General features: G+C 39.5%; 23 protein-coding genes, 1 pseudogene and 1 riboswitch. Of the genes and pseudogenes, 5 read left to right on the top strand and 19 right to left on the bottom strand.

Annotated features, from left to right (window positions below):
• Positions 1-54: 54 nt before the first annotated feature.
• The 4 genes and pseudogenes from cobA to hemA all read right to left on the bottom strand — a co-directional run bounded on the left by cobA (position 55) and on the right by hemA (position 4121).
• Entirely contained in the window at positions 55-1575 is a 1521-nt protein-coding gene (cobA, locus tag ACYQ2D_RS03040) for a uroporphyrinogen-III C-methyltransferase (protein WP_459785299.1), read from the bottom strand.
• Positions 1570-2427 (bottom strand): annotated as a pseudogene (gene hemC, locus ACYQ2D_RS03045) (hydroxymethylbilane synthase); the annotation flags it as partial. The gene cobA and the pseudogene hemC, both read right to left, overlap by 6 nt.
• Entirely contained in the window at positions 2420-2899 is a 480-nt protein-coding gene (locus ACYQ2D_RS03050; protein WP_117456351.1) for a precorrin-2 dehydrogenase/sirohydrochlorin ferrochelatase family protein, read from the bottom strand. The pseudogene hemC and the gene ACYQ2D_RS03050, both read right to left, overlap by 8 nt.
• Positions 2889-4121, bottom strand: coding sequence for a glutamyl-tRNA reductase (hemA, locus tag ACYQ2D_RS03055; protein WP_187558024.1), 1233 nt, complete (start codon positions 4119-4121; stop codon positions 2889-2891). Before hemA ends, ACYQ2D_RS03050 begins: the two co-directional genes overlap by 11 nt.
• A 154-nt stretch (positions 4122-4275) precedes the next feature.
• A riboswitch (cobalamin riboswitch) is annotated at positions 4276-4459 on the top strand.
• A gap of 144 nt (positions 4460-4603) precedes the next feature.
• On the opposite strand from hemA, the gene ACYQ2D_RS03060 reads away from it, so the two are divergent.
• From ACYQ2D_RS03060 to ACYQ2D_RS03080, 5 genes are read left to right on the top strand one after another with little or no spacing between them, the layout of a single operon-like run.
• Positions 4604-5350 (top strand): energy-coupling factor ABC transporter permease, encoded by a 747-nt coding sequence (locus tag ACYQ2D_RS03060; RefSeq protein WP_022303014.1) that lies wholly within the window; start codon positions 4604-4606, stop codon positions 5348-5350.
• A 1-nt stretch (position 5351) separates the two neighbouring features.
• Positions 5352-5651, top strand: coding sequence for an energy-coupling factor ABC transporter substrate-binding protein (locus ACYQ2D_RS03065; protein WP_022303013.1), 300 nt, complete (start codon positions 5352-5354; stop codon positions 5649-5651).
• A 32-nt stretch (positions 5652-5683) separates the two neighbouring features.
• Positions 5684-6460 (top strand): cobalt ECF transporter T component CbiQ, encoded by a 777-nt coding sequence (cbiQ, locus tag ACYQ2D_RS03070; RefSeq protein ID WP_459784606.1) that lies wholly within the window; start codon positions 5684-5686, stop codon positions 6458-6460.
• Positions 6457-7320 carry an energy-coupling factor ABC transporter ATP-binding protein gene (locus tag ACYQ2D_RS03075; RefSeq protein WP_118700868.1) on the top strand — a complete coding sequence of 288 codons (864 nt, stop codon included), beginning with the start codon at positions 6457-6459 and terminating at the stop codon, positions 7318-7320. Before cbiQ ends, ACYQ2D_RS03075 begins: the two co-directional genes overlap by 4 nt.
• A 9-nt stretch (positions 7321-7329) precedes the next feature.
• Positions 7330-8124, top strand: coding sequence for a sirohydrochlorin cobaltochelatase (locus tag ACYQ2D_RS03080; RefSeq protein ID WP_459784608.1), 795 nt, complete (start codon positions 7330-7332; stop codon positions 8122-8124).
• Between the two features lie 47 nt (positions 8125-8171).
• Here ACYQ2D_RS03080 and ACYQ2D_RS03085 read toward each other — a convergent pair whose 3' ends face one another.
• The 15 genes from ACYQ2D_RS03085 to cobM all read right to left on the bottom strand — a co-directional run bounded on the left by ACYQ2D_RS03085 (position 8172) and on the right by cobM (position 23145).
• The gene (locus tag ACYQ2D_RS03085) at positions 8172-9305 is read right to left on the bottom strand and encodes an NADase-type glycan-binding domain-containing protein (RefSeq protein WP_459784609.1); all 1134 of its coding nucleotides are present in this window, start codon (positions 9303-9305) and stop codon (positions 8172-8174) included.
• 76 nt (positions 9306-9381) lie between these two features.
• Entirely contained in the window at positions 9382-10032 is a 651-nt protein-coding gene (locus tag ACYQ2D_RS03090; RefSeq protein ID WP_022302890.1) for a precorrin-8X methylmutase, read from the bottom strand.
• A 2-nt stretch (positions 10033-10034) separates the two neighbouring features.
• Positions 10035-11543 (bottom strand): cobyric acid synthase, encoded by a 1509-nt coding sequence (locus ACYQ2D_RS03095; RefSeq protein ID WP_459785301.1) that lies wholly within the window; start codon positions 11541-11543, stop codon positions 10035-10037.
• Positions 11525-12592, bottom strand: a complete 1068-nt coding sequence (gene cobD / locus ACYQ2D_RS03100; RefSeq protein WP_117456346.1) for a threonine-phosphate decarboxylase CobD — start codon at positions 12590-12592, stop codon at positions 11525-11527. Before cobD ends, ACYQ2D_RS03095 begins: the two co-directional genes overlap by 19 nt.
• A 95-nt stretch (positions 12593-12687) precedes the next feature.
• Positions 12688-13656, bottom strand: a complete 969-nt coding sequence (gene cbiB / locus ACYQ2D_RS03105; protein WP_459784610.1) for an adenosylcobinamide-phosphate synthase CbiB — start codon at positions 13654-13656, stop codon at positions 12688-12690.
• Between the two features lie 4 nt (positions 13657-13660).
• Entirely contained in the window at positions 13661-14263 is a 603-nt protein-coding gene (locus tag ACYQ2D_RS03110; RefSeq protein ID WP_459784611.1) for a histidine phosphatase family protein, read from the bottom strand.
• Positions 14256-14642, bottom strand: a complete 387-nt coding sequence (locus ACYQ2D_RS03115) for a bifunctional adenosylcobinamide kinase/adenosylcobinamide-phosphate guanylyltransferase (RefSeq protein WP_459784612.1) — start codon at positions 14640-14642, stop codon at positions 14256-14258. The genes ACYQ2D_RS03110 and ACYQ2D_RS03115 overlap by 8 nt, the downstream gene beginning before the upstream one ends.
• Positions 14643-14645: 3 nt before the next feature.
• Positions 14646-15446, bottom strand: coding sequence for an adenosylcobinamide-GDP ribazoletransferase (gene cobS, locus ACYQ2D_RS03120; RefSeq protein WP_459784613.1), 801 nt, complete (start codon positions 15444-15446; stop codon positions 14646-14648).
• Complete coding sequence (locus ACYQ2D_RS03125) at positions 15430-15987, bottom strand: bifunctional adenosylcobinamide kinase/adenosylcobinamide-phosphate guanylyltransferase (RefSeq protein WP_022302897.1); 558 nt, start codon at positions 15985-15987, stop codon at positions 15430-15432. Before ACYQ2D_RS03125 ends, cobS begins: the two co-directional genes overlap by 17 nt.
• A 79-nt stretch (positions 15988-16066) precedes the next feature.
• On the bottom strand, positions 16067-17116 hold the full coding sequence (gene cobT, locus ACYQ2D_RS03130) for a nicotinate-nucleotide--dimethylbenzimidazole phosphoribosyltransferase (protein WP_459784614.1): 1050 nt from the start codon (positions 17114-17116) through the stop codon (positions 16067-16069).
• Positions 17117-17153: 37 nt separating this feature from the next.
• Positions 17154-18539: a cobyrinic acid a,c-diamide synthase CobB gene (locus ACYQ2D_RS03135; protein WP_459784615.1), complete on the bottom strand. Its 1386-nt coding sequence runs from the start codon at positions 18537-18539 to the stop codon at positions 17154-17156.
• A 5-nt stretch (positions 18540-18544) separates the two neighbouring features.
• Positions 18545-20539 carry a precorrin-6A reductase gene (gene cobK, locus ACYQ2D_RS03140; RefSeq protein ID WP_459784616.1) on the bottom strand — a complete coding sequence of 665 codons (1995 nt, stop codon included), beginning with the start codon at positions 20537-20539 and terminating at the stop codon, positions 18545-18547.
• Positions 20532-21263: a precorrin-3B C(17)-methyltransferase gene (gene cobJ / locus ACYQ2D_RS03145; RefSeq protein ID WP_022303040.1), complete on the bottom strand. Its 732-nt coding sequence runs from the start codon at positions 21261-21263 to the stop codon at positions 20532-20534. The genes cobK and cobJ overlap by 8 nt, the downstream gene beginning before the upstream one ends.
• Positions 21260-22384 (bottom strand): cobalt-precorrin 5A hydrolase, encoded by a 1125-nt coding sequence (cbiG, locus tag ACYQ2D_RS03150; protein ID WP_459784617.1) that lies wholly within the window; start codon positions 22382-22384, stop codon positions 21260-21262. The genes cobJ and cbiG overlap by 4 nt, the downstream gene beginning before the upstream one ends.
• Positions 22381-23145, bottom strand: coding sequence for a precorrin-4 C(11)-methyltransferase (gene cobM / locus ACYQ2D_RS03155; protein WP_117456339.1), 765 nt, complete (start codon positions 23143-23145; stop codon positions 22381-22383). The genes cbiG and cobM overlap by 4 nt, the downstream gene beginning before the upstream one ends.

The following is a 23145-nucleotide window of genomic DNA, read 5'->3' on the forward strand; positions in this document are numbered from 1 at the left end:
AGGTCTTCACTCCTTTATTTTACTTATCGGGCACTCTCGAATTCTGAGAATATCCTATTTTTTATTTAAGTCTACAACCAAATCTGTCACGCTGTCAATGGTTGCCTCTTTTGCCATAAATGTCTGCATGCCATAGCTGTCGGCTTCTGCTTTGGTCTGTTTCCCAATGCAAGCAGCTCTTACTTTCTCAAAATCAAGCCCCGAAACTGCATTCACAAATCCTCTTACTGTTGAAGCACTTGTGAATACTGCGGTCTGAATTTCTCCATTTTCAAATAAATTCTTAATGTCAATGATTTCCTGTTCTTCATAAAAAGTATCATAAGTCGGTACATCATTTACAATAAGCCCCGGCTTCTTTGCTAACTGTGCTAAAATCTCTTTTCCACCAATTTTTGCTCTCGGAATCAGAATTTTTTCTGTTCCCTCACAGGCTTCACACAACGCTTTTCCAAGAGAATCTCCATCAAATACAGCCGGCATCAAATCTACAAATAATCCTCTTTCTTCTAAGGCTTTTCTTGTTCCTTTTCCAATGGAAGCAATTTTTACCTGCCCCAATTTACGGACATCCACACTATTCTGTTTCATTTCATCAAAAAATATTTTAACGCCAATTGGACTGGTAAACGCAATCCACTGATAAGAATCCAGTTCTTTCAATGCCTCTTTTAACAAACTCTGGTCTTCTAATGGCTCAGTACGAATTGCCGGAAGTTCCAGTACTTCTGCTCCTAATAAACGCAGTTTATGTGCCATGGAAGAAATCGTCTCTTTTGGTCTTGTCACAAGTACTTTACAGCCAAAGAGTGGAAGTTTTTCATACCACGCAAATTCATCTGCAAGGGCACATACTTTTCCGACCACAATAATTGCCGGTGTCTCAATTCCCTGTTTTTTCACTTCTTCTGCAAGGGTACTGACAGTTGCCACAATTCTTTTTTGACCTGCTGTTGTTCCTTTTTGCAAAATTGCAGCAGGCATCTCTTCATCCATTCCTGCCTGCAAAAGAGAATTACAGATATCTTCTAAAGCACTGACTCCCATTAAAAATACCAATGTCCCTTTGGTATTTACTAAGGCTTTAAAGTCAATATCATAAGTGTCGCCCTTTTTCTTATGTCCCGTAATAATATGCAAAGAAGAGCAAAAATCTCTGTGTGTTACAGGGATTCCGTTATATGCCGGAACTGCAATTGAAGAAGTCACACCCGGCACAACTTCATAAGGAATTCCCTCTTTATGAAGCAGTTCCAATTCTTCTCCGCCTCTTCCAAACAAAAATGGGTCTCCACCTTTTAAGCGCACCACACGCAGTCCTTTTTTTGCTTCTTCTGCAAGTACCTGATTAATCTGTTCCTGTGGCATGGTATGATGAGAAGCACGCTTTCCAACATTAATCAGACGTACTCCCTTTGGAATTTTAGAAAGCACCCCCTGTCCAACCAGACTATCGTATACCACTACTTCTGCATTTTTTAATACTTCCATTCCTTTTAAGGTAAACAGTCCAATATCTCCAGGACCGGCTCCTACCAGCCATACTTTCCCCGGATGTTTTAACTGCTTAGCCAGACGGATTCCAAGTTCTTCTGCTTCTTCCCTTTTTCCTCTAAGACTTGCTTTTCTCCATGCACCACTTTCTTCTTCATAATACAGACCGGTCAAAATTATTTTGTCTTTTTCTACTTTTGCATGTGCTGCGACCGGAGAAGAACAACCACCATCTAAGTAACGCACAAAGGCACGCTCTGCAAGTGCTGCACATTCACTATCCTCATCATTATAGCCATCCAGATAAGAGTAATCCTCATCCTTTCTTCCCTGAATTGCCAAAATCCCCTGCCCTGCTGCCGGAAGCACTTCTTCCGGTTCAAAATAACGGCTGATTCTATTTTCCAGCTTCAGACGTTTCAATCCTGCTGCTGCAAGTACAAGCGCACTATATTGTCCTTCATCTAATTTCTTAAGCCTGGTCTGTACATTTCCTCTGACACTCTTAAATTCCATATTCGGATACAGCTCTTTTAGCTGAAGAGTTCGTCTGAGACTTGAACAGCCAATCGGTTTTGATTCATCCAGTTCTTTGATCCCTTCCGGAAGTACCAGTACATCTCTTGGGTCTTCTCGTTTGGAAAATGCTAAAAGCGGAAGTTCTTCCGGTACTTCCATCGGCATATCCTTTAAGCTGTGTACCGAAAGCTGACTCTTTTTTTCTAACAACGCCTTGTCAAGTTCTTTGACAAACAGCCCTTTTCCTCCCACTTTATCTAACGTACGGTCTAATATCTTATCTCCTGTAGTTTTCATTGTGAGCAGTTCTACTTCACAGTCTTTATTATAAGAAAGGATATAATCTCTTACCATCTCACTTTGAATTACTGCAAGCCGGCTCTCACGGCTGCCAATTATCACTTTTTTACTCATGCTTTTCCCCTGCTTCTTCTATCCATTTTTGCATTTCTTTTCTCACATTTTTTGTTTTTGCAGGATTTCCTGCACTATTTAATCCAATCACTGTTTCTTCTTTCTGAAGAATTGATGGAAAATAAAAATCACATTTCATTCGGTTGCTTGCTGTATTGACTGAAATCCCAAGACATTTACATGCACTGTAAACATCATTGTTTACCTTTTCATTATTTGTCGCAGAGAGCACTAAATCTGCATCATATAAGTCTTCCCTGTCATACGCTTTTTCTTTCCAGACCAGTCTGCCCTCTTTTGCCAGTTCTTTTATCCTTTCACAGGCATCCGGTGCAATCACCTCAATTGTGCCGGCAAAGGAAAGCAAAGTTTCGATTCTTCGTTTTGCAATATTACCTGCGCCAATCACAGTTACTTTTTTCTGTGTTAAATCCACAAACATCGGAAAATATTTTTTTTCATCAGCTTTCATATATTTTTTCCAGTCCCTCCACACAGTCTAAAAATGCTTCTTGTTCCAGAGAATCACGAAGCCCGAAAATCATTTTATTTACCACTTTTCCGGCAGCCGTATCAATCGCTCTTAAAAGGCTTTCTCTGTCTTTTTGTTCCATTGGAGTCTTTTTTAAAATTTTGGTAATTCGTAAGTTTAAATCCTCTACGGCATCGGCTTTAATCTCTTCAATCCTCGGGAAAATATCTCTGCCATTAAACCAGTCATAAAATTCTTTCATCTGGTCATCTAAGATTTCTCCTGCTTTTTGCATACTCGCCTGAAGTTTTGGAGACGCTGCATCAATTCGGAAACTGTCAATATCATACAAGGAAACATTCTGTAATTTTCCTACTTCAGGGTCAATGTCTCTTGGAACAGCCAAATCAATCAAAACGACAGATGCTGCATCTAACTTAATTTCCTCAAAGTTTTCTTTTGTCAAGGTATAATTCGGACTGGCTGTTGCTGAAACAACCAGATCACAATCAGGAAGGAGTTCCATTCGTTCTCCATAATTAATGCGTTTGCATCCCTGTGGGATGTTTACAACACCACTTCGATACTGACGTACGGTTACGGTTACGTCCGCTCCGGCTTCTTTTAAGGCAAGTGCCGTCACTTTTCCCATTTCACCATTTCCAATTACCATACAGGTTTTTCCCTCAAACGAAAATCCCTGATTTTTTAAGCGTTCCATTGCCTGATGAATCACAGAAGTATTGGCTCTTGAAAACGTTACTTCTGTTTTTACTTTCTTCGCCGCTGTAACCGCCATACGAAACAGTACTTCAAGTACGTTATCTGTACAATAGGCATCTCTTGCTAAAGTCAGCGCATCTTTTACCTGTGTAATAATCTGATCCTCAGCAAGAATCTGTGATTTCAATCCACTGGTTAAATAAAACAAATGCCGAACTGCCTCTTCATTTTCACGTTTCATAAAATAATCCTGATACTCATCTTTTTCCACTTCTTTTTCTTTGCATAAAAAATCATACAGAGAAATTTCTTCGTCATCCTGCGTGCTGACCCAAACTTCCATCCGGTTACAGGTGGATAAAATAATGCATCCTAAGATACCATGTTCTTCTTTTAACTTTTTCATTGCCTCTATTGCTCTTTTCTTTGTAAAAGAAAACTTTGCACGGATATCTACAGATGCTTTGCTGTGATCGATTCCAATCATGGAAATACTCATTTTCTCTTCACTCCGCCTCTTATATTTTTAAGCTTTTTCTCGCTTATCCTTGGTTCATCTTAGCACAGAATGTACCTCGGTGCAACCTAAGGTTTTTTGTCAGTTTTTGCCTAAAAATGAATTGACAAATGCTTTGAGAAATAATACAATGGACAAAGAATTGAATGTACACAGGTGTCCGTTTTTTTCGGAATAATAGGAAAGCCGGGTGCAATTCCCGCACGGTCACGCCGCTGTAACTAGCAGAGCACATTTCATCATTGCCACTGGGGAACCGGGAAGGCGAAATGCTGCAATGACGCTTAAGTCAGAAGACCTGCCTGCTGCATACGATTTACACATGGTTACGAACGATGGCCTTGTGTAAGAATGAAAACACTCTACACAGTCGTAGTCTGTTTTTTATTCTCAACTTGGCCTGCCGGAATTCTTCCGCAGGTTTTTTTATTTTAAATCTTTATCACGTTAAAGGAGTCATGAAAATGAACAAACAACAAAAACACGTCATCGCATTTGCTACCGCATTTGCACTTATGTTTGGTATTGTTCCAAACGTAGCAGCTATGCATATCATGGAAGGCTATCTTCCTGCAGGATACTGCGTTGCCTGGGGAGTCCTTTGTCTGCCATTTCTTGCAGCCGGATTTTTCTCCATCAAGAAAACATTAAATGAACACCGCAACCTGATTACCTTATTGGCTATGTCCGGTGCTTTCGTATTCGTTATCTCTTCTTTGAAAATTCCTTCCGTTACCGGAAGTTGTTCTCATATGACAGGAACCGGTCTTGGCGCTATCTTATTTGGACCAAGTGCAGTTTCCATTCTTGGAATTATTGTTTTATTATTCCAGGCAATCTTACTTGCACACGGCGGTTTAACTACAATCGGAGCAAACACGTTCTCCATGGCAATTGCCGGACCATTTGTAACCTTTGCAATTTATAAAGTCTGTCAGAAATGCAAAGTAAATAAAATGGTTGCTATTTTCTTATCTGCAACTTTAGGAGATTTATTTACTTACTGTGTAACTGCAGTTCAGATGGCACTTGCTCATCACGCTGATACAACCATTTTAAATGCAATGGGTAAATTCTTACTTGTATTTGCACCAACTCAGGTACCGCTTGCAATTATCGAAGGTATCTTAACTGTATTAATCATTATGGCACTTGAAACTTATGCAAAACCGGAGCTTCGTGCAATCGGATTTATGAAGGAGGCAAAATAATATGAAAAAGAAAGTCATTACCTTATTGGTTATTATTTTATTAATTGCCTTTATTCCATTATTTGCTTTAAAGGATGCTGAATTCGGCGGATCTGATGATGCCGGAAGCCAGGTTGTTGAAGAAGTCGACTCTTCTTTCCAGCCAATTGCAGAACCAATTTTAGAAAAAATGCTTGGACATGAACTTCCGGGCGAGGTAGAAAGTTTACTGTTCTGTGTACAGTCTTCTATCGGTGTCGGCGTCCTTGCTTTCTTCATGGGACGTTTTGTAGAGCGTAAAAAGCTTGGAAAGGGTGAATGATTCTTTCGCCTGTCACAAGAAAGGAGTCTTGAATGATTACAATTGATAAACTTTGTTATACTTCCAGACTCAGATATGAAAATGCCGCAGAAAAATTCGCTTTTGCCGTGATTACATTAATTATCTGTGTAATGAGTCGTTCCATGGTAATTGCAGGAATTGTTTTAGCAGTAACGGGGATTCTCACTGTATGGAAAGGTGGAATCCCCCTTTTTCGCTATCTTCATTTCTTAAGTGTTCCACTGGCATTTTTATTTTTGAGTACACTGGCGATTCTTGTAAACGTGAAACAAAAACCACTCGATTTATTTGCTATAAAAATCGGAAACTGGTACTTAACCGGAAGCACGTATGGCGCACTTTATGCCCTGCAGTTAATCCTGACTGCACTTGCTGCTGTATCCTGCCTGTATTTCCTTTCTCTGAATACACCAATGCCTGATATTTTAATGGTACTTGATAAGCTTCACTGTCCAAAACTTTTAATTGAATTAATGCTTTTAATTTATCGCTTTATCTTCGTGCTTTTAGACACTGCTTATCATATTTCTACTGCTCAGGACTGCCGACTCGGAAACTGCAACTATAAAACTTCGCTAAAGTCTTTTGCAGCAATGTGTTCTACCCTTATGGTGCGGGCAGTAAAACGTTCCAATGCCCTTTATAACTCCATGGAAACCCGCTGCTATGATGGCACGATTCGCGTTTTAAATGAAAATCAACCACCGAAAAAACATGTAATTTTTTTGATTACACTTTTTGAACTGTTTCTTTTAATTCTTTTTATCTGGAGGAAATTTTTTGCATGAACAATAATGATATCATCTTAAAAGCAGATAATTTGTATTTTTCTTATGATGATGAAAAAACACACTCTTTAAATGGTCTTTCCCTGGAGATTCCAAGAGGCCAGAAAATTGCATTTATGGGTGCAAATGGTTCCGGGAAATCAACTTTTTTCCTCTGCTGTACCGGAATCCACAAACCAAGTTCGGGAACTCTTTATTATAACGGGGAACCTTATTCTTATGACCGTAAAGGGCTTCTAAAACTTCGAAGCAAAATCGGAATTGTTTTTCAGGACCCCGACAATCAGCTCTTTTCTGCGAGCGTATATCAGGAAATTTCCTTTGGAGTATTAAATCTCGGATACTCTGAGGAAGACGCCAAAAAAGCGGTTGAAGATGTAATCGCTGAGCTTGAAATTACACCATTTCGTCATAAACCTACTCATGCTTTAAGCGGGGGACAGAAAAAACAGGTTTCTATTGCTGATATTCTTGTGATGAAACCGGATATTATTATTTTAGATGAACCTGCTGCTGCTCTTGATCCGAAACATACTACTATGGTAAATCAAATTGTAAATCGCATGACGAAAGCCGGAATTACTGTTTTCATGGCTACCCATGATGTCAACTACGCTTATGAATGGGCAGACCAGGTTATTTTATTTCATCAGGGAAAAGTTTTAATGCAAGGTGCACCGGAAGAAGTTTTTTCAAATCCTCGTGTGCTTGAAAAAACAAATTTGGAACCGCCCGCTGTGTTAGAACTGTTTCACAGTCTTTGTCAAAAACAAATTTTAAAGACAACTCTTCCGCTTCCAAAAAATTTAAAAACACTGGAAAAATATATTTCCGATACAAATATCAATACTACACAATAGGGAGGAACTATGAAAACAAACGTAGAAAGAAAAACCGCAATTCTTGCTGTCAGCTTTGGTACAAGCCACAATGACACAAGAGAAGTCACCATTGACGCTATTGAAGAAGCTTTAAAAAATGCATGTCCGAATGCTTCTTTATATCGTGCATGGACCAGTAAAATGATCATCAAAAAAGTAAATGCCAGAGACAATGTACACATTATGACTGTATCTGAGGCAATGGAACAGATGAAGCAGGATGGAATCACCAATGTCCTGGTACAGCCAACTCACGTTATCAATGGAATTGAAAATGATTTAATGAAAGAAGATGCGCTTGCCTATAAAGATTCTTTTGATTCCATTTCATTTGGTGCGCCACTTCTTACATCTGAAGAAGATACCAATAAAGTCATTGAAATTTTAGCCGATGAATTCTCCTGGCTGAATAAAAAACAGGCACTCGTCTTTATGGGACACGGCACAACTCATTTTTCAAATTCTATTTATGCTGCTCTGGATTATGCATTTAAGGATAAGGGACATCCAAATATCTTCCTTGCTACCGTAGAAGCCTATCCATCAATTGACAGCTTAAAACGCCTTGTAGACGCTTATAAGCCAGAAGAAATCGTACTTGCTCCATTTATGATTGTAGCCGGTGACCACGCAAAGAATGATATGGCAGGAGATGACCCTGATTCCTGGTATAATAAATTCAAAGCAGCCGGTTATAAAGTAACACCGATTTTAAAAGGACTCGGCGAATACCGCGGAATCCAAGAGTTGTTTGTAGAACATTTAAAAACCATTGAACAATAACAAAAATGAGCGAGTAGAGGATAATCAATCCTTTCTCGCTCATTCTTTTATTCATAAAATTCCACTTCTGAAATACAGTTGTCATTCCACTTTGCACCGGCATAACCTGCCTGAATGTAAAGGGAAACAAAAGATGCCTCTACCGGCTCATCAAAAGAAAGACAAAATGCTTTCTTTTCATCGGAAAATTCTACATCTTTTGCCTGATTGTCTCCCAAATTGATACTTAGCTTAGCCGGTCTCGCATTTTTCTGCCACATCTCATCACTTCTCCAGTTTCCGAGATATAATACGATATAACGAATTTTATGTGTTCCATCTAAGCTGAGTTTGATTCCTGTTCCTTCGCCAAGTCCCTCTACACCTTCTTGCCAGGATGAAGTAATATCTCCATCTGCTGCACTCTTCGCACTGTAATCATAGTTGCCGGAACTTGCCATGGAACTCTGTTCCGCATTTGCAACTGTAAGTTTTGTATATTGACTAAAATCTATGCCCTCTTTGTCCACCATAACAAAATAGTCCTGTTTCTTTTGCTCTACTTCTTCTGGTTTCGCTTCCGGCTGTTGTTCCTGCTCTTCTGTTTTAGTCTCATTCTCTTTTTGCTTGGATTCTTCTGCCTCATCCGGTTTCGTTGTCTCTTCTGTCTTCGTATTATCGGTTGAAACCGATGCCTGATTTTCCTGTTCCTGACTATTATCTGTCGTTGTCTTTGTCGCCTGCTCCTTCTCCATCTGTCTGACCGTCATCATTCCCCAGAGCACCCCAATCAAAAGACATACCATCAGGATACAGGCACAAATCAATCCCACCGGACTTTTCTTACCGGACACTTCTTCGGTCTTTTTGCTTGTTGTTTTCTTTGTTTTTTTGTCTGCTTTTTTCGCTTCTGTCTTTCTTTTTGGCTTGGATTCTTCTTTTGGAATCTGCGGCATTTTCGCCGCCTCTTCCTGCTTATTTTCCTCTTTCGGACTTTCTTTGGTTTCTTCGACCTTTGACGCTTTCTCCGGTTGAATCTCTTTTGAAATTTCTAATTTTTCTTTCGATCCAACCTTTGGTTCTCTGTCATATTCATCCCAAATGTCATCATCGTCCATATACTCTTCAAATACTGCTTTTCCGCACTTTGGGCAAAATAAATCGGTATCATCGAGCTGATTTCCACATCGTTCGCACTTCAAGATTTATCACCTCCGTATCTATTGCATCTACTCACGTAAAGCGGACATTTGCAATCCGCTTATCTGCGTTCAAATTTTATTTCCAGTAATCTCTTTCATTGTCAATCATATAAAGCAATGCATTGCAGATGCAGGCTGCAATATTGCTTCCACCTTTTCTTCCCTTTGCTACAATACAAGGAACATCTGTTTCCATAATCATCTCTTTTGACTGTACAACATTTACAAATCCAACCGGTACACCAATAATCAAATACGGCTGAATCTGATTTTCCTGAATTAACTCATACAGACGCACCAGCGCAGTCGGTGCATTCCCAATTGCAAAAATTACCGGTTTTCCAAGTTTTGCCGCTTTCTCCATGCTTGCTGCTGCTCTTGTGCTTCCTGCCGATTTTGCATTTTTTGCGACATCCTCATCCGACATAAAACAATACACCTCACCGCCAAATTTGGCAAGTGCTTTTTTATTAATTCCGGCTTTTACCATCTGTGTATCAGTTACAATGCATGCCCCGTGTTTAATCGCCTCAATTGCCTTAGGAACCGCATCTTTGGAAAAATACAGATTATCCGCATAATCAAAATCCGCACTTGTATGAATACAACGTTTTACAATCAACTCTGTACCCGGCTGTAATTTTTTGTCCCCTAATTCTTCGGTAATAATTTCAAAACTTCTTGTTTCAATTTCTTTTGGTTTTACATTCTCCAGCTTTGTCTTCACAATTAAATCCCTTCTTTTAATATCTTGTAAATTTTTTCCATGTCGAGGTATTCTCTTAAACCATCCGCAAGCAGGTCATACTGTTTTTCTTTGTATTCGGCAAAATCTACCCCTGTCATTTCACTGACATCGAGTCCCTTTTTCTTTCCAATTGAAGTTACAACTGCTTCTGCCACTTCTTCTTTGTCAAAGATTCCATGCACGTAAGAGCCATACACATTGTCTTTATACGTTCCATCTGCTTTGGAATCCCCATTTACTTTATCTGTTATTGTGACAAGCGGTTTTGCATTCTCTTTTCTGGTACATTCTCCCATATGAATTTCATAACCTTCCAATTCAATCTGACTTAAAGCAGAAAGTGCACCGGTCACTTCCAAAAATCGACCTTCTACGCGAGTTCTGGTCTTTGCGCCTTTAAAGACGGTATCCATCGGCAGCAGTCCCATTCCCTTTATTTTTCCTCCGGCTTCGACACCATCCGGGTCAGAAAGGGTTTCTCCTAACATCTGATAGCCACCACAAACACCAAAAATAATCTTATCTTCCCCTGCTTTCTTTAAAATCGCAGCTTCTAATCCATTCTGGCGCATCCATAAAAGGTCTTCCATTGTATTTTTAGAACCCGGAAGAATAATCATATCTGGATTTTTGAGTTCTTTTACCGTTCTGACATAACGTACTGAAACTCCGGGAATCACTTCAAGTGCATTAAAATCCGTAAAGTTTGAAATCCTCGGAAGGCGGATAACTGCAATATCAATTAAATCCACTTCTCGATTTCCTTTTACGCGTTCTGCCAGACTATCCTCATCTTCAATATCTACATTTAAATACGGTGCAACTCCGACCACCGGAATTTTAGTCCGTTCTTCTAACATTTCCACTCCAGGGTCCAAAATACTTTTATCCCCTCTAAATTTATTGATAATCAGACCTTTTACCATATCCTGCTCATCTTCATCAAGCAGCATAACCGTACCGACAAGCTGTGCAAATACTCCGCCCCTGTCAATATCTCCAACCAAGAGCACCGGTGCTTTTGCCATCTTTGCCATTCCCATATTGACAAAATCTTCCTGTTTTAAATTGATTTCTGCCGGACTTCCTGCTCCTTCAATCACAATGATATCATATTCGGATGCCAGTTTTTCATAGGCCTCTAAAATTTTCGGACGAAGATTTTTCTTAAATGCATAATAATCTTTCGCACTCATATTTCCAAGCACTTCTCCGTTTACAATGACCTGACTTCCCATATTATTGGTTGGTTTTAATAAAATCGGATTCATCAGCGCAGACGGTTTGATTCCTGCCGCTTCTGCCTGTATGACCTGGGCACGTCCCATTTCGAGACCCTCTTCTGTAATAAAAGAATTCAATGCCATATTTTGAGATTTAAATGGAGCAACTTTATATCCATCCTGTTTAAAAATACGGCATAAACCCGCTGTCAAAAGGCTTTTTCCTGCATTTGACATTGTCCCCTGTATCATAATCGCTTTTGCCACTTTTCTCCATCCTTTCTGCATGCTTTTAAAACTTCCAACAGTTTTTCATTTTCTTCTTGAAGCTTTACCGCCACACGATAATATCCTTTTTTTAATCCATAATAGTTACTGCAGTCCCGGATTAAAATTCCTTTTTCCAGACATTTTTCATACAAGCCTTCTTCCCCTTGAAAGAAAATATAATTTGCCTTTGAATCAAAGGTTTTATAACCAAGAAGCGTTAAATTTTTTATCAGTTTCTTTCTCTGTGCATGCACATAAGCCATACTTCTCTTTACATACTCTTCTTCTTTTAATGCTGCAATCCCTGCTTTTTGTGCCACGGTAGAAACTGCCCACGGCTGCCCACAATGCTGTATTTTTTCCAACAACCTTTGATTACTGCTCAAACCATATCCCAGTCTGACTCCTGCCATTGCATAACGCTTTGTAAAGGCTTTTAAAAGAAACAAATTCGGATATTCTTTCAGCATATCTTTTATTGTATGATTTTCAGGTTCTTCCACAAAGTCAACAAAACACTCATCTAAAACAAACAGACTATTTTTTTCTTTACAGCGTTTTAAAACCTCTAAGATAAATTTTCTTTCTAAGAGTACTCCGGTTGGATTATTCGGATTACACAAAAATACGATATCTGTCTTTTCTGTAATCCAGTCCAAAAGGGTTTCTTCCACACAAAAACCGTTTTCTTCTTTTAATTCATAATGTTTCACTTCGCAATTCACGATTTCTAATGCCTGTTCGTATTCTGCAAAAGTCGGTGCAAATAGCACTGCCTGTTTTGGTTTTGTACCCAACACCAGACGATAAATTAAATCCGCTGCTCCATTTCCACAGATAATCCACTCCGGTCGAACCTCTTCATAAACTCCAATTGCTTCTCTTAATTCCTGACAATCCGTATCCGGATAATGAAAGACTTCTTCCATTGCCTGTACGGCTGCTTCTTTTACGGACTTTGGAGTTCCAAATGGATTACAGTTCGCAGAAAAGTCAATCACATTTTTATTTCGATAGACATCTCCCCCATGTGTATGATAACTCATTTTCTTTTCTCCATTCTACTACAATATATGTACGCTCAAAGCCTTTTTTATAGATCGCTTTCAATCAAACATTCCTGAAATTCCGGCATACATTTTTATATCAGCTGTAAAAGAATCCGAATGACAGCAAATAAAATCACACTGATTGTTGCTGCCACATAAAGCATGCGGTTTGCAAGTATTATATCATCCGGCTTAATTTTGCGAATCGCATCTCCAATCGTTTTCTTTTCATATAATTTTCCAAAATAATAAGCATTTCCCGCAAGTGCCACATCTAATGCCCCTGCCATTACTGCCTCAGTCTGTGCAGAATTTGGACTGGCATGATTATACCGGTCTCTTTTAAAAATACGCCATGCATTTTTCCAGTCTAATCTGCATACAAAAGCTGCTAAGATCATCAAAAAAGCAGAAATTCTTGCCGGAATAAAATTTGCGATATCATCTAATTTTGCCGCACACCAGCCAAAATGCAGATACTTGTCATTTTTATAAGCAACCATGGAATCCATCGTGTTGATTCCCTTATATAAATACATCAAAACCGGACCACCCACTGCCATATAAAAAATCGGCGCAATAATTCCATCAGAAGTATTTTCCGCAACAGTTTCTACGGTTGCCTTTGTGACTCCCTCTTTGTTCAGATTCTGTGTATCACGTCCAACAATCATTGAAACTGCCACTCTTGCTTCTTCGATTGTTCCATGTTCTAATTTTTCATAGACACGCATGCTCTCATCCTTTAAAGACTTTGTCGCAAGCATCTGATAACAGAAAAAAGAACCAAGCCCTATACCGACTGCGGTATGAATTTTAAATGCAAGAAATAACAAAACAAACGGAGCCAGACTGCTTTCCAGACAAATCAGAATCACTAAAACACATCCCGCCATTTTTTCTCCTGACGGGGTTTTTGGAAAACACTTACGCAGCCACTTTTCAAAAAAAGTGATACTGTTTCCAATAATTCTTACCGGGTGATACAGCCATCTCGGGTCTCCAATCAATAAATCCAGTAAAAATCCAATCACAAGCATTACCGCTGTCCACTTTATCATTTTCTTATTCCTTCCCGTTTATTTCTTTGATTACGGTTACTTTACGGGTATTTTCCCATTCTTCTTTGGTAACTTCAACTAAAAATCCCTCTGCATTTTTGACTTGCCAGCAAAAATAATCTTTTTCTTCTGTCGCAAGGGAACTTAAAACACTCATAATTGTGCCTCCATGCACAACAAATGCTGCTTCGTTTATTTCTTCTTTTAAGCATTGCTCAATACAACGCTTAAAGCCGGTTGTGCTTCGTTTTCTAAAACTTTCCTGACTCTCTCCATTCGGAAATGGAAGTGTTCCATTGCTGTCAATCCATGCCTGATACGCTTTACTTTGACTTAATTCCTGATAATTTTTGTTCTCAAACTCACCAAAGTCACATTCTCTTAAACTTTCCTCTATCTGTATTTGTGTATCCGGAAACAATAATTGTGCCGTTTCGATGCAGCGCTTCATCGGGCTTGCAATGACTTTTTCTACCTTCGGATAATGCTTTTCTTTGAGCAGTTCATATCCTGCCTTACAAAGTGGTTCATCTGTTTTTGCTCCAATATAGCGTTTTTCCAGATTTCCTTTTGTAATGGAATGGCGAATCAGATAAAATTTACTCATCTTTTAATACACACTCCATTCCACAGATAATCCGCACTACACTTTTACTCTTCTTTGCCAGTCTGGTACAGACTCTTCCGGTTGTTTCCCGATATTCTCTGTCAAATTTGTCAATCGGAACAACTCCATATCCCAGTTCGTTGGAAATCAGAATAATATCTGGATTTTTATCTATCAGCTCTTCTTCCAGATTCTCTAACTTTTTCCCTTCTTTTAACCTTTCTTTTACCCATTCATGAAAATGATACAGGCACGGAGTGTCAAAAATTTCTTCGTAAGACGCTGCACTTCCGTCTGTCATTTTTTCATTTGGAAGCTGATATTTTTCTGCCACATAAGCTTTCTTTCCCTGAAAAGCTCCGCCTATTACCAGTCTCATCTCTCATCCTCCTATGATTTGTCCAATTACTGCGGATAAGGCAATCACCAACTCACATATCTGTATATGAAACCCTGCCAGGTCTCCGGTAATTCCACCAAATTGTTTCATGGACATTTTATAATAATAAAGATACTCACAGCCTGCCCCAACCAATACGCAAAGCCCAATCAACGGTCTGACTGCAATCATGAAAAGGATTGAAAGTACTGCCACGATAACAGAAACCACTTTGACTGTATTTTTCTGTGCTCCGTCAGAAAATGTTGCTGCAAGTCCCGTATTCTTCGCCATTGGAAATGTTGCAATAGACAATGCTCCCAGCGCTCTTGATAAGACAAAGCCAATGCAGATAACCGGAAGGCTTCTTACTGTCATTTCACTGTAAACACCAAAATATAAAAGGAAATAGCAGATTCCCACAATAATTGCAAATGCTCCTGCATTGGAATCTTTTAAAATCTCTAATTTTTTTTCTCTTGGCTGATAAGAATTTAATGCATCTGATGTATCAAGCAGTCCATCTAAATGAATCCCTCCACTTACCAACACCGGAATCAAAACAAGGATGACTGTATAAAAATTATGGCTGTGTACAAACAGTCCTGCATATGTTCCCCAAATCCAGCTTAAAAATCCAATGACCGCTCCGATTAACGGAAGAAAACACATCACATAACGCATATTTTCTTTACTCCACTCACTTTGCGGCATTGGAATTTTAGAATACATAGAAAATGCAATTTTAAAACTGTTTGCAAGCTGACCTGCCGTTGTTGTTTTCTTTTCATTTTTCTGTGCCATTTTTCTTCTCCCGGATAACTCCTTTTTGATTCTTTCTCTCAACTGGTATTCCATAAACCACTTCTGCCACCGCTTTTGCACGCTTTGCCAGCTCCTGATTGATTTTTCCAAGATAACTCTGATATCGTTTCGTTTCTTCATCATAGTCAATTCCATCTGAAAAAATCTCATTTGTTACAATGACCAGTTCTTTTGCCTGTTTTTCGATTTCTGAAATTCCTTCTAAAATCTCTGGCACTGTGTCATCCTTTGCCCCATCTTCCTGAAACATTTCATTCGCTACCAGATTAGACATGCACTCAAGAAGCACACAGCAGCCTTCGGGAAGTTCTAAGTTCCGAAGACCGGTGTAACATTCTATTGTATTAAAATTTTTCTCTGCCCGCATCTTTCGGTGACGCTCAATTCTCTTTTTACTCTCTTCATCAAAGGGATACATTGTGGCAATATAAATTCGTGGAAAGTCTCCAAAACCGGTCAATACCTCTTCCGCATAAGCAGATTTTCCACTTCCACTGCCTCCGGTTACAAGTGTAATCATCTTTTTATCCTCTTTTCATTCCATCTCTCAATGGCTAATTTCCCACCTATTATTCATGTCTCTCTTATTATCTTTTTTATTACTGAAGCGGAACATAAGCTTCCATGCCAATTCCACTAAAATCACTCATTCCATAATAAACCGCTACCGCTGTATCTAATAATGGATATAAGTTAAGTGCTCCCGTTCCTTCTCCCAGACACATATCACAGTGAAGCGGCGCTTCTTTTCCAAGACGTTCCAGTAATAACTGTCCTGCCGGTTCTTTTGACACATGACTTGCCAGCATATAATCTTTACACTGCGGACAGATGGTGACAGCAACCAAAGCTCCTACTGCGGAAATTACTCCATCAATTACAATCGGAACTTTATATACTGCACCGCCAATAAAAAGACCTGCAATTCCTGCAATATCAAAACCACCTACTTTGGAAACCACATCAATTCCATCTTCTGGATCTGGCTTATGAAGGGCAACCGCTTTTTTGATTGCCGTAATTTTACGATTCAATCCCTCAGAAGAAAGCCCTGCTCCTCTTCCCGTCATTTCTTCTACCGGACGTTTTAAAATAACCGAAGCAACTGCGCTGCTCGTCGTTGTATTTCCAATTCCCATCTCTCCGGTTGCAATAATTCCATAGCCTTTTGCTTTTAACGTTTCCACCATTTCAATTCCGGTTTCGATTGCCTGAACTGCCTGTTCTTTTGTCATAGCAGGCTCTTTTACCATATTTTTTGTTCCATAAGCAATTTTACGGTTCAAAATACTGACGTTACTTGCCACTCCCACATCAACTGGAAAAATTTCCGCACCTACACTCTTACACATAATACTTGATACTGCTTTCGTCTGAAGAAAATTTTCACAGACAAGAGCCGTTATCTCCTGTCCGGTCTGTGTGACACCTTCTTCTACCACACCATTATCTGCACACATCGGAACGAGTGCCTTTTTTCTTACATCAATATCCGCACTGCCGGTAATCCCGGAAATCTGTACCAGCATATCTTCTAATTTTCCAAGACTGTGCAGTGGATGTGCAATCGCATCCCATCTTTTCTTGCATACATCCATCGCTGTTTCATCTAATGGTTCTATTTTTTTCAGCGCTTCTTCCAGTTTCATTTTCATACTCCTTTTCTTATGTAGTCTCAGAATCCTTTCATATCGTCTTATCTTTATACATCTGACAACTCTTTAAAATTCCCTTTGCCACAGCAGGATTTCCGTAATAATAAAAATGAGGAAATCCTGCCAGAAGATGGTTTTCTAAATGAATACACTCCCAGCTTCTGCTGCTAAATGGTTTCTTCGCCACAAAATCACTTCCGCACGAAGTGGAATCAAAATAGTGAAATTCATGTGCCGGAATCTCATCACAATTTTCTTCCAACACTCGATTTGTCTTTGATTTAAGCGAAATATAGCCAAATCTGCCAAGCTTTGAAGTCCGATAGGATTCTCCTTTTATAATGCCGACTCCTTTATGCGGTTTTGCCTCCATATCTTCCATCGTCTCATGCAGATACATAAAACCGCCACATTCTGCAATCACAGGCATTCCCTTTTCATAAGCCTTTTTAATCGCTTCCCGCATCGAATGATTTTCTTCTAACTGCTTTGCAAAGAGTTCCGGATAACCTCCATAAAAAATCAATCCATACAGGTTTTTTGGAAGTTTTTCATCATGAAGCGGTGAAAACTCTACCAGCTCTGCACCCATATTTCGTAATAACTGCAGATTATCCTCATAAATAAAACAAAACGCCTCATCTCTTGCAATGCCAATCCGAACCGGCTGTTCTAATTGAAACGCATACTCGCTGTCTTTGTCCCATGGAATTTCTTCTTCTAAATCCGGTGCATTCTCTGCAAGCAAAAGCAGTTTTTCCATGTCAATGGTTTCTTCTAACACCTTAGCAAGCTTTGCAAGCCGTTCCTTAAAATCTGCAATCTCATTTGGTAAAATTAGTCCTAAGTGCCTGCTTTCAATCACACAATCCTCTACTTTCGGCACATATCCAAGTACCTGAATTTCTAACTCTGATTCAATTAACTGCTTTACTCTCGGGTAGAGCATTGCAGGCATCTGATTTAATATTACGCCTTTTATCTGACTATTTTCTTTATATTCCAAAAATCCCTTAATATAAGGCACAATAGAAACACTCATTCCCTTACAGTTTACAATCAAAACCGCCGGTGTTTTTGTCATAGAGGCCACTTCATAAGCACTGGCTTTGGAAGTAATCCCTCCTGCACCATCATAATAGCCCATCACACCTTCCATCACTGCAATGTCCATACCTTTGCAGTTTTTGGAAAGCAGATAGTTTAAAACAGGCTCATTCACAAAAAAAGAATCCAGATTTCTCGAATGAGTTCCGATTACCTTGGTATGAAACATCGGGTCAATATAATCCGGTCCACACTTAAAAGAAGCTACTTTCTTATCTCTATTTATAAGTGCCTGAAGCAGTCCACAGGTAATCAAGGTTTTGCCACTTCCACTTGCCCCTGCACAAATCAAAAAACGAGGTATCTTCATTACGACTATTCCTCCTCTTTTTCTTCTTTCTTTCCTGTTGCAGAAAAAATCGTAATCGGATTTTCTCCCATCATCATCTGATAGCTTCCGATTTTTTTTGCACGGCTTACACTTAACTGTATCATTTCTACGTCTTCAAATGGCAGTACTTTCATGCAACGATTGGCTTCTGCTACACTTTCAAGTGCAATACAGTTAATTACAACTCGAATCTTCGGATTTTTTTCAAGCAGTAATCTTAAAATAGATTCCATATTTCCAGAAGAGCCTCCGATAAAAGCATGTGTTGGTACTTCAAGTGCTTCTAATGCTTCCGGTGCCACTCCTTCTATTACAGAGAGATTATCCGTCATAAATTTTTGTTTGTTCTTTTTTAACAGCTCCACTGCCGTTTCTTTCTTTTCAATTGCATAAACCCTGCCTTTTGGCGTACGAAGTGCCATTTCGACAGACACAGAACCTGTACCTGCTCCCACATCATAACAGACAGAATCTTCCCTTAAGCCAAGTTTCGCCAAAGAAACACAGCGCACTTCTTCTTTGGTCATTGGCACTTTATCTCTTAAAAACGCACTATCTTTTACGCCATGTGTGGATGGTAAGCCTTCCGCCTCTTTATTTTCTATATAAATCACACTTAAGGCATCGCCCTCATAATCACAGAAGGAATCTGCACTTCCCTGCACAATTGCTTCGTCTGGATAAGAAAGACGTTCTCCTACAAAAAAAATCACCTTTCCCATTCCATAATTTGTCAGCGACTTTGCAAGATTTGCCACCGCATCTTTTGTTCCTAGAATCGAAACCACTTTCTGATGTGTTTTTATCAGTTCCACCAGATTTTCTTTTTTCCCATGTGCACTGGTAATAATCGCATCATCCCAGGAGCGTCCGATTTTCGCCATAAAATAAATCGGTGACGAAAGTCCGCTTATCTGCCTTACCTCGCGCTCTTTTAATGTTTCCTGCAGTTTCTTTGCCCCACTGTAAAATCCGACATCTCCAGAAAGCAATACCGCGATTTTTTCGTATTCCGGATGCTTATCCAGATATACTTTTATTTTTTCACTGTTATATTCAATCAACACATCCTGTTCCGAGTGCAACACAGATTCGACCATCCGTTTTGCTCCAATTAAAAGTTCTGCCTCTTTGATTGCTTTGATTGCCTCTATTGTGCAGGTATCCGGATTTCCCATTCCAATTCCAACCAGAGAGACTTTCTGGTTTTGTTTTAATCCAAAACGCCGGCATAATAATGCTTTACATTCGATTAATCCAAGTCCTTCTTCTTTTAATGGCCGACCTACAATCACACAGATACAGCCTGCCCGCTTTGCCGCTTCCAGTTTTTCCTCATACCCGCCTGTCACTCCGGACTTTTTTGTTACCAGATAACGACAGTCAAACTGATGAAGCATTGCCTCATTTAATTCCATAGAAAACGGTCCCTGCATACAAATCAGATTTCGTCCTTCAAATCCAAGACTTTTACAGTGTTCGGCAACATTAGAAAGAGAAAGTACACGCGCAAAAATTCGTTCTTTATAATTTTCAATCTTTGTATACTTATGAATTTCCTTGCTTCCCGTGGTAACTAAAACATTTCCTGTTGTTGTACTTAAATATTCTACAGCCTCATCCACGGAATCTACATATACACTGGAATCATTCTTTGTATCCTTTGTACTTCCGGCACGTAAAAGACGTACATATTCCGTTTTTGTCTCCTCACATGCCTTGCGAATGTTTTTTGTTACTTCCGCAGCATAAGGATGGGTTGAATCGATGACAAGAGACGGATGCATATTTTGCATCGCCTCTTTCATTGCAGTTTCATCCAACCTCTCATGAGAGATACTTAGATAACTGCTCTTTGGCAGAAGTGTCTCTCCATACTCGGTTGCTACACAGACATGTGTCTGGATTTTTTGTTTTTCTAAAAATTCTGAAATTTTTCTGCCTTCTGTTGTCCCTGCAAATACAAGCACCTTACACATTTTTATAGCCCCTTGGTGTCACCATTTTTCCATTGATATTCTTTGTCTGAGAATTTCCAATAAATACCGTTGTAAACATATCGACCTGTGTATCACGCAGTTCTTTTAACGTCATAACCTTCTCACTTTCTCCATCTCTTCCAATGTTTCCAACAATTCCGCAGACTGTTTCTTCACTTTTATATTTTAACATTAAATCACAGGCTTTCTGCAGATAATCATGGCGTTTCTTACTGGACGGATTATACAGACAAATCACAAAATCTCCGTGCGCTGCATCTAAAAGTCTGGTCTCGATTTTCTCCCATGGGGTCAGCAGGTCACTTAAACTAATCAGGCAGAAGTCATGAATCAGTGGAGCTCCTAATACCGCTGCTCCGCCTGTTGCTGCGGTTACACCTGCAATAACAGAAAGTTCCACTTCCGGATAATTCATTCCTACTTCATACATTAAGCCTGCCATTCCATAAACACCGGCATCCCCGCTGCAAATCATGGATACCGTCTTTCCTTTCATGGCTTCTTCAAATGCCATCTTACAGCGCTCCACCTCTTTTTTCATCGGTGTTGTCAAAAATTCTTTTCCGGCAAAATGTTCTTTTACCAGGTCTACATATACGGTATATCCGATAATTACATCACTGTTTTTTAAAGCCTCTGCTGCCTCAATTGTCATTTTCTCATAAGCACCAGGTCCGATGCCAACTACATATAATTTTTTCAAAACTGTACGCTCCATTTCCGTCTGGCAAGTGCTGCTGTCACGCCATCCTCTGCATATTTTCTAAGAATCAGATTACTTTTTTCTCCATGTTTACTACTTCCAAGAATTGCACTTCGCTCGCAGACATTGTCTACACCCGTTGTCTCCTCTACGAATTTCGATTCTGCAAAACTTCCTTCTACTTCTTTTAACTGTTCTGCACTGTAAGTTTCAAACGGAAGATTTCTCTCTTTACAGTATTCTAAGATTCCCTGTTCTTCTTTCTTTAAATCAATACTGGTTACCAGTTCCATCGAAACAGATGGAATTAAGAGTTCATCGCACGCTTTTCTAACTACTTTTTCCACAGTCTCTGCCGGTGTATCTTTTTTACAGCCTACTCCAAGAGTAATAATCTTCGGAACCAAATAAAGGGTATGTACAAATGGATGTTTCAGATAACTATTTGTCACATAAATTCCCATCTCCGGTTTTTCTTTTGTCTCGTCCTCTTCATCCAACAGCTGTAACTCTTTCGGAATCTCTCCAACCCATGGAAAATCACTGGCAAATCCTACACTATTTCCATTTACAAGTGCTGCTGAAATTTCTTTTGCCATTGTCATATCAGAAATATAGCATCCGTTTGTCTTTGCAAATACATCCACTGCAAATTTATTGTTAATATCTGTTGCAGTTGTAATAACCGGTGTTGCATGCAGAAGGTTGCTGATTTCCTCTGTCAGTTCATTTGCCCCACCAATATGACCGGATAACAAAGAAATTGCAAATTTTCCCTGCTCATCAATAACCACTACTGCAGGGTCTGTCTTTTTACTGCTCACAAATGGAGCAATGCTTCGTACCGCAATCCCACAAGCTCCGATAAAGATAATCGCATCGCTTTGTGCAAAGCGGCGTCCTGTCCAGTCTCGAAGAGAAGAATCAATCGGTTTTGCAAATTCTTTTACATTACGAAATGCTTTGTCATCTGCCTCTACCTGTGACTCATCCAATATCTTTTTTGTGTATTTACTCTTTGTAAATGCCTCTACTTCATGCCCGCCTTCGCCTAAAAACCAACTGAGCATTTCTCCAATGCGATATCCGCTTCTGCTGAAACTTATAATTGATATCTTCATTCTGCATCCGTTCCTTTCCTGAACTCTGTTGTAAATCCCGGGTCATATAATTTTGACCGTTCATAATTTGAATGTGCAACTGCCTCTCCGATAATCATCAGAGCCGTTTTGGTAATCTGATTTTCTTTTGCAGTCTGTGCCAATGTACCAACCGTACAGACAAAAGATTTCTCATCTTCCCAGGTCGCTTTATATACAATTGCTGCCGGTGTATCCTTGGAATATCCACCCTCGATTAAACGTTTGGAAAGTTCCTCTAACAGACCCGTACTTAAGAATACAACCATTGTAGCCTGATGTGCTGCAAATGACTCAATACTTTCTTTTTCCGGTACCGGAGTTCTACCTGCCATCCTTGTAATAATCACACTCTGGGATACTTCAGGAAGTGTATACTCTAAATTAAGTGCTGATGCTGCCCCACAAAAAGAACTGACACCTGGACAATAATCATAAGAAACCCCTTCTTCATCAAGTACATCCATCTGCTCACGAATTGCTCCGTACAGACATGGGTCTCCTGTATGCAGACGTACCGTCATTTTTTCTGCTTTTTCTGCCTCTCTCATCACATCGAGTACTTCTTCTAAGGTCATCTTGGCACTGTTATAAATCTGACAACCTTCTTTTGCATAGTCTAAAAGCTGTGGATTAACCAATGAACCTGCATAGATAATCACATCCGCTTCCTCTAAAAACTTCTTTCCTCGGATTGTAATTAAATCCGGTGCTCCACTACCTGCTCCTACAAAATGTATCAT

Source organism: Blautia stercoris (assembly GCF_054657695.1).